The organism is Acinetobacter sp. UBA3132, assembly GCF_002364825.1.
Taxonomy (GTDB): Bacteria; Pseudomonadota; Gammaproteobacteria; order Pseudomonadales; family Moraxellaceae; genus Acinetobacter; species Acinetobacter schindleri.
In genome coordinates, this window is sequence record NZ_DEZM01000134.1 from 1 (window position 1) to 14097 (window position 14097).

Here is a 14097-nt window from a genome sequence, read left to right on the forward strand (position 1 = left end):
ACCTTTAAAGGATGGTCGGCTACTGCTTACCGAGCGTAAAGGCAGACTGTACTTATTCGATCCAGAAACCAAGAAAAAGACTGAAATTAAAGGCACCCCGAAAGTGGCTTATGGCGGTCAGGGCGGCTTGGGAGATGTCGCATTACATCCTGATTTCGCCAATAACCCATGGATCTATCTGAGCTATGCTGAACAGGGTCAAGGCGGTTACGGCGCAGTAGTGATTCGTGGCAAGCTGGATTTGAAACAAGGTGCACCACAACTCACCCAGATCGAAAAAATCTGGACACAAGTACCTAAGTTTTCTTCAGGGCAGGGGCATTATGCGCACCGAATTGTATTCGGGCCGGATGGCAAGCTCTGGATCAGCTCAGGTGAACGTCAACAGTTTGATCCTGCACAAGATATGAAGTCTAATGCCGGTAAAATTATTCGCCTGAACGATGATGGCTCGATCCCTGCCGATAATCCCTTTATGAATCAGGGTGAAATTGCCCAGCAGGTTTGGAGTCTTGGACACCGTAATCCTCTGGGAATGGCGTTTGATCCCAAAGGGCAGCTCTGGGTCATTGAAATGGGACCGAAGGGCGGCGATGAACTAAACAAGATTATCAAGGCTAAAAATTATGGCTATCCTTTAGTATCAAATGGTGATCATTATGATGGAAAGCCAATTCCTGACCACAGTACCCGACCTGAATTTGAAGCACCTGTATTGGACTGGACGCCGGTAATCTCTCCATCTGACCTGAACTTCTATACCGGAAAAATGTTCCCGCAATGGCAAAATAAAGCGATAGCCACAGGTCTTTCTTCCAAGGCAATTATTATTATAGATACAATGCAGCAACCTGCCAAAGAAGTTCAACGGCTCGATATGAAAGCACGGATTCGTGGCGCAGTACAGGCTCAGGATGGGGGCATCTGGGTGATTGAAGATGGTCCTCAGGCACGTTTGTTAAAGCTCACAGCGCTTTAAGTACTAATTTTTAAAAAAAGAGGATTTTTTGGAATCCTCTTTTCGTTTAAGAGTAAAAATATGCTTATAAAGGTATAAAAGAAAAAACCCTGACATCCTGTCAGGGCTTTTCCAGATTCATTTATCAAGGTATAACTCCTGTCATACCGATCAGCTTCCTGCTGCATTTATTGTTTTTTATTCTTCAAGACATCCTGTCCTGTATGTCTTAACTATAAGAGGAATTATGGATTTGGTATAGCGTCAACTCTCCCCAATACTTGTGCGCCATAGCGTACAGTGATGCTGAAATTTGCAGCAGGATAGCGAGAAGTACTTAAGCTTATAGACAACCCATAAAGTAAAAGGCCTCGACATCCTGTCGAGGCCTTTTGGATTTGCTGTGAAGATCTGACTCATGTCAGATCTGGCAACTTCCTGTTGTAATGCGCTTTTTCTTATTCTTGTATCGCTATTGGACATCCTGTCCGGTGATGACTTAAAGATAGCGTGTATATTTGTAGGCAAATAGCAGTAATTTCTGCTTGGCTTGTAAGCTAAAACGGACCTGGCTGTCCGCGGCAACTTACGCACTGACATACTGAATCAGCTTGTCTACCACGCCTCGCAGGGTTTTATTATCGAATTCATTCCCTTCAAAGGTATAGTCTTTAGCACGACTAAAGATATCACGAATTTCGATTACCGCATTGGTATCCACTAAACCAAGCTGTGTACCGACCTGACGGATCTGATCGATAGAGCGCGAGCCGTTGGTCGCACCGTAGCCGACATAAGCCGCCGGTTTGCCTTGCCATTCCTTACCTAGATAATCCAGGGCATTTTTCAGGGCTGGACTGTAGCCATGGTTATATTCCGGGCTGATAAAAATAATGGCATCTGCAAGTGCAATAAAATCAGCCCATTCCTGCTGTTTAGGCTGGTCATAAATACCGGTGAGTGGAGGATGTGCGCCAGCAAACATCGGCAGGTCCCATTCTTTCAGATCGACAATTTCAGCTTCCACTGTACTGAAGTGATAGGTTTTAATTTGTTTAAAGATCCAGTCAGCTACTTTGATCGCTACACGTCCTTCGCGAATACTGCCTACAATGATGTAAATCTTCATCTTATTATCCTGTCATTGCTTCACTCAATTTAAATTAATCAAAATAAGCAAGGATGAATAGGCATGATTTGTATCTTGGTATTTGTATTATAAAAAAAAGCGCCCAAAGGCGCTTTGTCGTGAAATGATGCTTACATCAATTTCACACCTTGTTGACCGGCTGGGGTTACTTTAAAGATTTCTACTTCAAAAGTAATATTCTTGCCAGCTAGCGGGTGGTTGAAATCCACTTCAGTGATGTCATCACCGACGGTTTTCACCACGCCATACAGGCTTTGTTTCGCTTTGTCTTCAAACTCGATCATATGACCTTCAATTGGACGTTCGCCAAATTTCACAGTATCAAATTTTTGTACGTTTTCAGGATTCCATGGACCGAAAGCATCTTCAGGAGGAAGACTTACGGTACGACGGTCACCGGCGCGTAAACCGAACAGTGCTTTTTCAAAGCCTGGTAGCAAGCTGCCATCGCCCATCACCAGACTTACCGGCTCAGTACGACTGCGGGTATTGTCAATTTCAACACCATTTTCAATGGCTACTGAGAAATGAAGCTCAACCTTAGAGCCAGCTTCAATACGAGTTTCCTCGTTAGGATTAATAAAATCAGTCATGTTATTTCGCCTGCTGTTGGTTGCGTTTTCCTTCTAAGAAGAAGGTGTCAATCAGCATTAAAATAGTACCTAACGTAATGGCACTGTCTGCAAGGTTAAAGGCAGGGAAGTGGCTATTCTGATAATAAACATGAATAAAATCGACTACATAGCCGAGAGAAACACGGTCAATCAGGTTGCCGATGGCACCGCCCAGAATCAGGGCAACGGCCAAAGGTAAAACTTTCATGTTCTTTGGCATACGCATCAGCCAGAACACGAAAATCACAGACACTACTCCTGCCAGCGAAGTAAAGAAATAACGTTGCCATCCACCGGCATCGGACAGAAAACTAAAGGCTGCGCCATAGTTATGCAGTAATGTCCAATTTAAAAAGGGCAGGACGGGTACTGGATCTGCGTAATTCAGACTAGTGGTCGCAATCCATTTGGTCCATTGATCCAGAATAATTGAAATAATAGTCAGACCTAACCACCACAAGTTGTGAGGATAGAACTGGAATAAGCCCTTTTTTTCTTGTGGATTAGGCATATTTTCTCTCTTCGCCTTGGCCTGTCGGCAGGTTGATGATACAGCGGCCACACAAGCCTGGGTGTGATACATGTGTGTTTACATCAGGAAGTACATGCCAGCAGCGTACACATTTTTCGCCGTCTGCTGCAGAAACTTTCACATTCAGACCTTCTAGATCAGATGCTTCACCTTGGGCAGCCTCAAAGTCATTCACGATCACTTGAGAGGTAATCAGTACAAAACGCAGTTCATCACCCAGTTTGTCCAATACCGCTTTCAGCTCGTTCGACGCCCAAAGTTCAACTTTGGCAGACAGGTTCGAACCCACTGTTTTTTCAGTACGCGCTGCTTCAATAAACTTGTTCACTGCAGATTTTACCGAAATCAGCGTTTGCCATTCAGCTTCAGTCACCAGGTTCGCAGTAGATGCGGCTGGAATGTCATACCATTCAGCAGTGAACACATATTTCTCTGACTGCTCAGGAATCAATGGCCAAGCTTCTTGTGCAGTAAAGCTCAAGATCGGTGCCATCCAGCGTACGAATGCCTGTACCAGATGATACAGTGCAGTTTGTGCAGAGTGACGTGCTTGAGAATCGGCTTTGGTGGTGTATTGACGGTCTTTGATGATGTCGAGGTAGAAACCACCCAGGTCATTGATACAGAAGTTGGTTAAGGCATTGGTTACGATATGGAAGTTCATATCTTCATAAGCTTGCTGAACGGTTTTCTGTACTTCAGCTGCACGTTGCAGGATGTATTGATCAAGCGCGATCAATTGATCTACAGGAAGCGCATCAGTTGATGGTTTGAAACCATTTAAGTTGGCAAGTAAGAAACGCAGTGTGTTACGGATACGACGGTAACCATCTGATGCACGGCTAAATATTTCTTTACCCGCAGTCATTTCATAGCGGTAGTCCGCCGATGCGATCCAGAAGCGTAAACCGTCTGCACCCATATCTTTAATGATGTCTTGTGGGGTAATAATGTTACCCAACGATTTTGACATCTTGCGGCCTTTCTCATCCACTACGAAACCATGCGTCAGCAAGCCTTTATATGGTGCACGTTCATTGATGGCAATCGATGTCAACAACGAAGACTGGAACCAGCCACGGTGCTGGTCAGAACCTTCAAGGTAAAGATCCGCAGGGTCTTGCAGCTCTTCACGTTCACGTAATACAGCGTAGTGCGTTGTACCCGAGTCGAACCATACGTCCAGGGTATCGCGTACCGCATTGTATTGTTCAGCATCATCACCGATGAACTCGCGTGCATCACGGTTGTACCAGCCATCAATACCTTCCTGTTCAATCAGTTTGGCAACTTCTTCGATCAGTTCAGGCGTACGTGGGTGCAATTCATTGGTATCTTTATGCACGAAGAACGGAATTGGCACACCCCAGGTCCGTTGACGAGAGATACACCAGTCTGGACGGCCTTCAATCATCGCCTGGATACGGTTTTTACCCCAGTCCGGCACAAAGCTGATCTCGTTTTCGATCGCATTCAATGCGCCTTGACGTAAGCCTTTGGCATCCATGCTGATGAACCATTGTGGTGTCGCACGGAAGATAATTGGGGTTTTATGACGCCAGCAGTGCGGGTAGCTGTGTTTGATTGGGTGATGTGCCCAAAGCTTGTTGGCCTCTGCTAATGCAGCAATAATTTGTGGATTGGCTTTGTAGATATGCTCGCCAGCAAACAGTGGAGACATTGGTAAGTAAACACCGTTACCACCCACTGGATTTTCTACTTTCAGGTTGTACAGCAAGCCAACTTTATAGTCGTCCACACCATGGCCAGGCGCCGTATGCACTGCACCGGTACCACTGGTGGCAATCACGTGTTCGCCCAAGATTACAGGCACTTGACGATCGTTAATCAGTGGATGTTGCAGAACCAGGTGCTCAAGTTTGCTACCGGCAAAATCAGCAATGACTTCAACAGTGGTAAAACCGTAGCGTTCAGTTGCAGATTCCACCAGATCTTTCGCCAGGATAAAGTTTTGCGCCGCTTTTTCTTCGCCACGCGCTTTCACCAGTTGATATTCAATTTCAGCATGCAGGGCAACGGCTTGGTTCGCAGGAAGCGTCCAAGGCGTTGTGGTCCAGATCACGATATCAGTACGGTCAGCGACTTCTACACCTAAACGTGCAGACAGGTCAGCCAGATCGACTACAGTGAAACCCACGTCAATCGCATCGGATTTTTTATCTTCATATTCAACTTCTGCTTCAGCCAGAGATGAACCACAGTCCAGACACCAGTTGACCGGTTTCAGACCTGGTTCGATATGACCAGCTTTTGCGATTGCACCCAGTGAGCGAACAATATCCGCTTCCTGTTTGAAGTTCATGGTCAGGTACGGATTGTCCCAATCACCGAACACGCCCATACGCACGAAGTCTTTCTTCTGTAATTCAACTTGTGTATACGCATATTCGCGGCAAGCTTTACGGAAAGTCGAAGCATCAACTTTTACGCCCACTTTACCGACTTTTTCTTCGACTTTCAGTTCGATTGGAAGACCGTGACAGTCCCAGCCCGGTACATATGGCGCATCAAAGCCATCCATGACACGGCTTTTAATAATGATGTCTTTTAAGACTTTATTGACTGCATGACCCAAATGGATTTGGCCGTTTGCGTACGGAGGGCCGTCATGAAGCACATATTTTTTCTTGCCAATACGCGACGCACGAATCTGCTGATAAATGTTGTCGGCATACCACTCTTCTAACCATTTCGCTTCACGTACTGCCAGATTTGCCTTCATTGCAAAGTCAGTACCTGGGAGGTTTAGCGTGGCTTTGTAATCCACTGCATTTTCAGGAGTTTGCTTATCGCTCATGCAAGTTGTCTTCCAATTCAATCTGTCATTTGACAGACACGTTTTACAATAAAAATATGGGGGATTAAAAGGGAAATGTGGGGTGATTTCGACGAAACTCAAGTAGTTTCTCGACATCGTCATCAATTCCGGCTTTTAGGGCTTCAAGCGAAGGATAATTCTTTTCGCCATGCAAATAGTTTAAGAATGTCACCCGCATCAACAGGCCATACAGATTAGCAGAAACATCAGGGAAATGTACTTCTAATCGCCATTCTGGTTGTTCCTGCTGAATGGCCGGACGGGTCCCGACATGTCCGGCGCCAAACAGACCGGTGGGGTCATAGCCAGCAATGCCTGTTTTACTTGCATCATCAGCTATAGCTTTATCTTTTAAAGATTCGGTTTCACACACCACTTCCACGCCATAAATACCCTGCAAACACGGTCTATGGCGGTTTAAGCGCACATTAATGGTCGGAAAATCAATGGTGCGGCCGATCTGGTCACCATACTGTACCCGCCCGGTAATGCTATAAGGGCGCCCCAGGAGTTTGGCAGCCAGGGCAAGATCGCCTGCTTGTAGTGTCTGACGGATACGGGTCGAACTGACACGTTCGCCGTCAAGTTGTACGGTATCCAGATTGGTGACCTGAAAACCATAGTTACGCAGGAATTCGCTATTGCCCTGACGGTGTTTACCGAAGTGGAAATCATCACCCAGCACCAGATGCTCGGCATTCAGTTTATCTTTCAGAATATCGGCAAACTGTTCTGCATTCAGGCTACGGAAACTTTCATCAAATTTCGCCACCGCAATATAGTCCACACCCAGTTCAGTCAGGTATTCCACCTTTTCACGTAAAGATGATATACGGGGTGGGGCCTCATAGCCTTTGAAATATTCCAGCGGCTGCGGTTCAAAGATCATTACCACGCTTTTCAGCTGTTGCTGTTCCGCCACTGCTTTCAGCTGTTTGATCATGACCTGATGACCTAAATGCACACCGTCAAAATTACCAATGGTAACCACCGTTTTAGGTAATTCTGTGCGAGACGATAAGGCATTTAGACGGAGCAGCTTCATGGGCGAATCAGGTGCTTGGAAATTCGAAGAGGCTATATATTGCCATAATCTTTACGTTTCGTCTTGTTGTTGTGTTTTTATGCAATATCTTTTATTTAAAAATCTTTAGCCTAGAACTTAATCGGCTGAATAAAATAAAAATTAATCAATATTTCTTGCTTCCTTAGCGCTCTAATAATCAGAGCTATCTCTATTTTTCTGGCAGTTTAAACAGGTTTATAGCAGACAGGGCAGAGACCATTTTCGGCTGAGCAGAAATCGATTTTTATTTGCAGCGCTCACCTGTTTATCTTTTAATAGTCCAGTATTTTAAAATTGATATGGAAACCCAATGTCCGAACATGCACTGATTATGGCTTTGCCCAATGAATCCAAAGGCTTATTTGAAGCACAAGGTATTGATGTGCATTATAGCGGTATTGGCAAAGTCAACGCAGCCTTTAAAGCCTTTGAAGTGATTCAGAACACAGGCTGCAAGACTTTATTGAACCTGGGTACGGCAGGCAGTTCGCATTTTGATGCGCATGCCCTGGTCGAAGTCAGCCAGTTTGTGCAGCGCGATATGGATGTTTCACCACTCGGTTTTGACGTCGGCTTAACCCCGATGGATCAGCATTTCCCGGGAGCAATCGAGCTTGAGCCTTTCTTTGATCATTTGCCTAGGGGTATTTGCGGAACCGGAGATAGCTTCGAAACAGGACAACCGAAAGTGCCCTGCCAACTGGTCGACATGGAAGGCTATGCATTGGCCAAGGTATGCAAGAAACTCGGCGTACGCCTGATTTCTGTAAAATACATTACCGATGGTGCCAATGACACAGCGCATCTCGACTGGGAGGAAAACTTATTGTTAGGCGCGCAAAAACTGTTATTTTTATATCAGATGTTAAAATAAGAATAAGGTCAAAGACCGGATCGGCGACCATAATGACTATGGTCGTATGCCAAGCAAAACTTATGCGTTTTGTTCAGGACGTGGTAGTACGCCATAAAGCATCATATGTACAGTGTGCTGAATCACACGCTGCTGCATGCTACGGTTACGCAGCGTTTTGCCGGTCACCATTTCCATCTGTATGGCAAAGTCGGCATAGTTCTGTGTCACTGCCCAGATATTCAGGATTAGCAGTTCAGGGTCAATATCTTTAGAAATCTTGCCCTGTTCCTGCCAGTTACTGATCACCTTGGCTTTACGTTTCACCAGTTTTTTCAGTGGACCTTTCAGAATTTCCAGAATATGTGGTGCCCCCTGGATCACTTCCAAGGCGAACAGGCGAGATGCTTTCGGTTGCGTGCGTGATACTTCAATTTTCTGCATCAGATAATTGGTGATCGCTTCTTCCGGTTCTAGCTCGGCTTCAAGCATTTGCAGTGGTGCCAGCCACTTTTGCAGTACGGTGGTTAACACCTCTACATAGAGAGCTTCTTTATTTTCATAGTAATAGAAAATATTAGATTTATGCATTTCTGCAATTTGTGCGATTTCGTCCAGACTTGCCCCACTAAAGCCATATAGGGAAAAAACGTCTAGAGCGGCACTGAGCAGCTGGTTGCGCTTTTGAGTACTCTTTTTTTGTTCCATCAGCAATATAAAAACAATTAAAAAAGGGAATATTGAATTGTACGGCAAATCATCAGATTTGTGCACAAAGTAGAAGTCTAATTTTTTGAATAATGATGATTTATTCTGTAGATCAACTATGTAATCCTTACAAAACTAGCGAATCCCAGTATAAAAATCAAGCTTTTGAAAATGTTTAAATTATTTTGAAGTCTTTTGTTATTGAGAAATCAGTTTAATTAATGTCAGATTCATGACATTTTATTTTTAAGATGGACTGTAATTTTAATTTTGATGAAATTCTAAGAATTATCTATCCTTCAAAGTGAAAACCCGGATTCTAAATCCGGGTTTTGTTTCTTTTTAGGTTGCCAGTACGGCATTCAGAACTTGCTGTTCCAGTTCAGCAAACTGGATTCCTTTCTGACGTGGACGTGGCAAGTTGACACGGAACTCTTTGGCAATATGACCTTTGTCCAGCAGGATGATGCGATCTGCTAACTGTACGGCTTCACTGACATCATGAGTCACCAGGATTGCAGTAAAGCCCTGTTCAGTCCATAACTTTTCGATCAGGTTCTGCATGTCAAGGCGGGTCAGGGCATCCAGGGCACCTAGTGGCTCATCCAAGAGCAGGATACGTGGTTTATGGGATAAAGCACGTGCCAAGGCTGTACGTTGACGCTGACCACCCGACAGTTGCGATGGCCATAGTCCTGCTTTTTCCTTTAAGCCGACTTTCTCCAGCATGCTTGATGCATTGGCATACTGATCTTTCGGCAAGCCCAATTGCACATTCTGTTCAATGCTCCGCCATGGCAACAAACGCGGATCCTGGAACATCACCCGGATATCGTCCGCAGTAATACCTTCACGAATATGACGTGCTGACTTGAACTTGATTTCGCCGTAGCTCTGTTTTTCCAGATCGGCAATCAGACGCAGCAGGGTACTTTTACCACAACCACTACGACCGACAATTGCCAGGAATTCGCCCGGCTGAATATGCAGATCCAGATCTTCCAGAACCTTGACCGAGCCATAGAACTTGTGCAGCTGTTCAATAATAATTTCGGCACCGATGACTGCATGGGGATCAATATCTGCCGCAGCATAGTCTTGTGGTGCAGTTTGGTCATTGGCGAGACGCCCTAAGCTGAGATCAGTCATCACATGCTCCTCAATATTATTCATTTATTTTTGATAGCCAGCATGCCAGCGCAGCAGGAAACGTTCCAAGGCAACCGCCAGAACATCCGCCAGTTTGCCAAGTAGGGCATACAGTAAAATACCGACCAGTACCACATCGGTTTGCAGAAATTCACGTGCATTCATGGTCATATAACCAATCCCGGACTGTGCAGAAATGGTTTCAGCCACAATCAACAGTACCCACACTAAACCTAACGAGAAACGTAAACCCACCAGAATTGAAGGCATTGCGCCCGGTAAAATAATTTCTTTATAGAGTTGCCAACGGGTGAGGCCATAGCTTTTACCCATTTCGATCAGCTGCGGATCGACTGAGCGAATACCATGATAGGTATTGATATAGATCGGAAAGAACACGCCGATGGCGACCAGAAACAGCTTGGCTGATTCATCGATGCCGAACCATAAAATCACCAGTGGAATTAGGGCCAGGGCAGGGATATTCCGGATCATCTGTAAAGTGGTATCGAGCAGGGTAGAGGCAGCTTTGGATGAACCATTGAGTAAACCTAGAAGCAGCCCCAAACCCCCACCCACCAGTAAGCCAGTAAGGGCGCGGCCAGCACTGACTTTTACATGGGTCCAGAGTTCACCACTCATCAGCAGAGCCCAGAATGCGGCGATGACTGCACTCGGTGCAGGCAAAATTCGGCTTTCCAGCAGGCCGGTACTTGACGCGATCTGCCAGATCAAAATTAATCCAATGGGAACTAACCAGGGCAGCAAACGCTGCCTGAGTTGTGTTCCACGTGAAACCTTCTTTTCTGCGATGGTTTCAACAGAAACGACTTTCGACATTAAGCTGGCTCCTGAACACTCGCAGCCTTCTTGTTCTCATCTGGCGTGTAGTTATTTGCCACAATTTCACCGAATGGACCTGTCAGGTTTGGCTGAGTCAATTTTTTCTGGGTTTCAAGTGGTAAAAGTGGAAATACTAGTTCAGCAAAACGGATCGACTCCTCCAGATGTGGGTAGCCCGAGAAGATAAAGGTATCGATACCCAAGTCAGCATATTCCTGAATACGTGCTGCGACAGTTTCAGGGTCGCCTACCAGTGCTGTACCTGCGCCACCACGTACCAGACCGACACCTGCCCAAAGGTTTGGAGAGACTTCAAGTTTGCTACGGTCGCCATTGTGCAGTTCAGCCATACGACGCTGACCGACTGAATCCATTTGCTTGAATTTTGCCTGCGCTGCTGCAATGGTTGCATCATCTACATACTGGATCAGCTCTTCTGCGGCCTTCCATGCTTCTTCATTGGTTTCACGAACAATCACATGTAAACGGATACCGTAGCTAAGCTTACGGCCTTTCGCTTCAGCTTTGGCACGGACATTTTCAATCTTTTCTTTGACTGCTGCAGGTGGTTCACCCCAAGTCAGGTAAGTGTCAACCTGATCTGTTGCAAGTTCAATCGCCGCATCTGAAGAACCACCGAACCACAGTGGAGGATGGGGTTCTTGAACGGGTGGATAGAGCAATTTTGCATCGTCTACACTTAAACGTTCACCGTGGAAAGTGAAGCTTTCACCCGTGTGAGAGCGTTTCAGGATTTCACGCCAGATCGTTGTGTATTCAGTTGCAGTCTTGTAGCGGGTTTCGTGATCTTCATACACGCCGTCGCCTTTTAGTTCCTGCTCATCACCACCAGTGACCAGATTTAGCAAGACACGGCCACCAGATAAACGGTCAAAGGTTGCTGCCATACGTGCAGCCAGTGCAGGAGTCGTTACCCCCGGACGTAGCGCAACCAGGAATTTCAATTTCTTGGTCGCGTCAATCAGGCTGGCTGCGGTTAACCATGGATCTTCACATGAACGGCCTGTTGGAATCAGTACACCTTCATAGCCCAGGTTATCGACCGCAACTGCAATCTGTTTCATGTAAGCATGATCGACCTGGCGTGCACCTTTGCTGGTACCTAGGTAGCGGCTGTCACCATGTGTCGGAATAAACCAGAAAATTTTCATGTCTTTGATCCTTGAATTATTTGCCTGCCCAAACGGCTTGCTGAATATTGATAGATTTTGGAATGATCTTGAGTTCACTAAAACGGTTCGCGAGTTCTTGCTGGTCGGCAATCACTTTCTTGGTGAGCGGTGCAGCACCAGATGGATTAGGACGACGCTGGATAAAGGTCTGGCTGACAATTGGTGTTAAGCCAGTACTTTGCGCAAAGATTTTTGCAGTTTCAGCTTTATGACGCTGTACCCATTTATCTGCAACATTGACCTGTTTGATAATTCCTTTTAATGCTTGCGGGTGTTTTTTAATTAAATTTTCTGAAGCCAGATAGAAGGTATAATTGGGGCTTAAGCCTTTCCCTGAAGCTAAGACTCTGGCTTTATCTTCTACTTGCGCTGCAGCATAGTACGGGTCCCAAATTGCCCAGGCATCAATCGCACCTTTCTGGAAAGCTGCGCGTGCATCCGCAGGGCTTAACCAGATTGGCTGGATATCGGTCCATTGCAAACCTGCCTTACGTACTGCTTGGACCAGTAAATAATGCGAGCTGGAACCGCGATGAACGCCGACACGCTTACCTTTGAGCTGGCTCAGTTTAGTAATTTTGGAATTGTGTTGTACCAGAATGGCAGAAGAGAGCGGTTTTGCAGTTTCATAAGCAAAATAATGCAATGGTTTATTACCAGCTTGAGCATAGACAGGAGGAGTGTCTCCAGTCGCACCGATATCAATAGAACCTACAGCTAATGCTTCTAAAATTTGTGGTCCGCCTGGAAATTCGTTCCAGCTGATTTTTGCATTTGGAAATTCCTGTTCAAGCAGCTTTTGCTGTTGTGCAATGACCAGGTTTACCGAAGCTTTTTGGTAGCCTACACGAAGCTGTTTCACTGACGGATCAACTGCCCAAGCGGCACTTGAACCCAACATCGCACAAGCAACTAATGCGGCATTCATAGCATGACTGGAGGTCTTGAACCATGTGATTGCTTTGTTATGTCGCTGATGTTGAGTCATTATTAGATCCCCTGATATTTTCCTATGATTTATTGGATTAAAATTGCTGATTGAATATTCAGTTTTGCTGGAATCAGTTGCTGGCCATAAAAGGCATCAGCGACCTGCTGCTGTTTTTGCGCCACTTCTGGCGTGAGCGGTTTTACCCCAAAGCCCATACGTGAAATTGAAGTTTTCAATACGTCGAATGCCAGGCCTGTTGGTTTTTCTAGAAGTTTCGCTGCCTCATCCTGATGGCTAGATACCCATTCAGTAGTCAGGTTCAGCTCATTCACTACCGCATCAATGATCTGTGGATTCGCTTCAGCGAACTTACGATCAGCCAGATAGAACTGATGATTGCTCACGATATTCTCACCAGTTGCAATCACACGTGCACCAATCTGATGTTCTGCTGCCGCAAAGAAAGGATCCCAGATCACCCAGGCATCAACCGCTCCACGCTCAAAAGCGGCACGTGCATCAGAAGGCGGCAGGTACACCACTTCAATATCGCTGAGTTTCAGATTATTGGCTTCAAGGACTTTTAATAGTAAATAATGAACATTTGAGCCTTTGTTGAGTGCAACACGTTTGCCTTTCAGGTCCTGGACGGACTGAATATTTGAGTCTTTTTGTACAATCAGAGCTTCAGCCTTAGGTGCTTCAGGCTGGTTTGCGACATACACCAGATTTGAGTTGGCTGCCTGAGCAAAGATTGGCGGTGCTTCACCGGCTTCACCAAAAGACACACTGCCTACATTCAGACCTTCAAGTAGTTGTGGACCTGCTGGGAATTCCACCCATTTCACATTTACGCCTTGTTGTTTTAATACAGTTTCTAACGTGCCGCGTTCTTTCAAGATTGGAAGGACGCCATATTTTTGGAAACCGATATTCAGCGTTACACTTTCTTCTTTTTTAGAGCAGCCAGAGAGCAACATCACGCCAGCAATAGCAGTACTCAGGGCTGCTGTTTTTGCAATGAATTTAACCGTAGATTGGCGCATGAATATAAACTCCTGACAAAAAGCCAATTAGATGGAATAGACAAGTTAGGCATACGCTAATCGTTTTTTATTTTCCAAAAAAATAACAATTCGGGAATTTCTAATGAGAAAAAAAGATAAATAAAAAAGCGCAAAACTTATGTAGAAAAGTGATTTGGAATCTTTATGGAATTTAATTTTTATACAATTTACGTTATTGAAATATATATTTAATT

Annotated in this window: 13 protein-coding genes; 2 read left to right on the top strand and 11 right to left on the bottom strand. The window is 45.3% G+C overall.

What is annotated here, in order from left to right; translation table 11 throughout:
• Nucleotides 1-979: PQQ-dependent sugar dehydrogenase (locus B4033_RS06985; RefSeq protein ID WP_286832846.1), on the top strand; the 979-nt coding region annotated here is incomplete at its 5' end.
• Between the two features lie 565 nt (nt 980-1544).
• Here the strand turns inward: B4033_RS06985 and B4033_RS06990 are convergent.
• The 5 genes from B4033_RS06990 to ribF form a co-directional block, all read right to left on the bottom strand.
• Complete coding sequence (locus tag B4033_RS06990) at nt 1545-2087, bottom strand: NADPH-dependent FMN reductase (RefSeq protein ID WP_048882116.1); 543 nt, start codon at nt 2085-2087, stop codon at nt 1545-1547.
• 131 nt (nt 2088-2218) lie between these two features.
• Nucleotides 2219-2701 (bottom strand): FKBP-type peptidyl-prolyl cis-trans isomerase, encoded by a 483-nt coding sequence (locus tag B4033_RS06995; RefSeq protein WP_004890959.1) that lies wholly within the window; start codon nt 2699-2701, stop codon nt 2219-2221.
• A gap of 1 nt (nt 2702) precedes the next feature.
• Nucleotides 2703-3233: a signal peptidase II gene (gene lspA / locus B4033_RS07000; protein WP_008305917.1), complete on the bottom strand. Its 531-nt coding sequence runs from the start codon at nt 3231-3233 to the stop codon at nt 2703-2705.
• Nucleotides 3226-6072 carry an isoleucine--tRNA ligase gene (ileS, locus tag B4033_RS07005; protein WP_286832847.1) on the bottom strand — a complete coding sequence of 949 codons (2847 nt, stop codon included), beginning with the start codon at nt 6070-6072 and terminating at the stop codon, nt 3226-3228. The genes lspA and ileS overlap by 8 nt, the downstream gene beginning before the upstream one ends.
• Before the next feature lie 64 nt (nt 6073-6136).
• Complete coding sequence (ribF, locus tag B4033_RS07010; protein WP_004890954.1) at nt 6137-7138, bottom strand: bifunctional riboflavin kinase/FAD synthetase; 1002 nt, start codon at nt 7136-7138, stop codon at nt 6137-6139.
• Between the two features lie 331 nt (nt 7139-7469).
• On the opposite strand from ribF, the gene B4033_RS07015 reads away from it, so the two are divergent.
• Nucleotides 7470-8033, top strand: a complete 564-nt coding sequence (locus B4033_RS07015) for a 5'-methylthioadenosine/S-adenosylhomocysteine nucleosidase (RefSeq protein WP_163168893.1) — start codon at nt 7470-7472, stop codon at nt 8031-8033.
• Nucleotides 8034-8093: 60 nt separating this feature from the next.
• Here the strand turns inward: B4033_RS07015 and B4033_RS07020 are convergent, their stop codons facing one another.
• From B4033_RS07020 to B4033_RS07045, 6 genes are all read right to left on the bottom strand, one after another.
• Nucleotides 8094-8729, bottom strand: coding sequence for a TetR family transcriptional regulator C-terminal domain-containing protein (locus B4033_RS07020; RefSeq protein ID WP_171058634.1), 636 nt, complete (start codon nt 8727-8729; stop codon nt 8094-8096).
• Between the two features lie 333 nt (nt 8730-9062).
• On the bottom strand, nt 9063-9869 hold the full coding sequence (locus tag B4033_RS07025) for an ABC transporter ATP-binding protein (protein ID WP_286832850.1): 807 nt from the start codon (nt 9867-9869) through the stop codon (nt 9063-9065).
• 24 nt (nt 9870-9893) lie between these two features.
• Nucleotides 9894-10709: an aliphatic sulfonate ABC transporter permease SsuC gene (gene ssuC / locus B4033_RS07030; protein ID WP_286832852.1), complete on the bottom strand. Its 816-nt coding sequence runs from the start codon at nt 10707-10709 to the stop codon at nt 9894-9896.
• Nucleotides 10709-11884: an FMNH2-dependent alkanesulfonate monooxygenase gene (ssuD, locus tag B4033_RS07035; protein ID WP_262468036.1), complete on the bottom strand. Its 1176-nt coding sequence runs from the start codon at nt 11882-11884 to the stop codon at nt 10709-10711. The genes ssuC and ssuD overlap by 1 nt, the downstream gene beginning before the upstream one ends.
• A gap of 16 nt (nt 11885-11900) precedes the next feature.
• Nucleotides 11901-12893, bottom strand: a complete 993-nt coding sequence (locus B4033_RS07040; protein ID WP_004890941.1) for a sulfonate ABC transporter substrate-binding protein — start codon at nt 12891-12893, stop codon at nt 11901-11903.
• 29 nt (nt 12894-12922) lie between these two features.
• Entirely contained in the window at nt 12923-13882 is a 960-nt protein-coding gene (locus tag B4033_RS07045; protein ID WP_286832854.1) for a sulfonate ABC transporter substrate-binding protein, read from the bottom strand.
• Nucleotides 13883-14097: the final 215 nt, after the last annotated feature.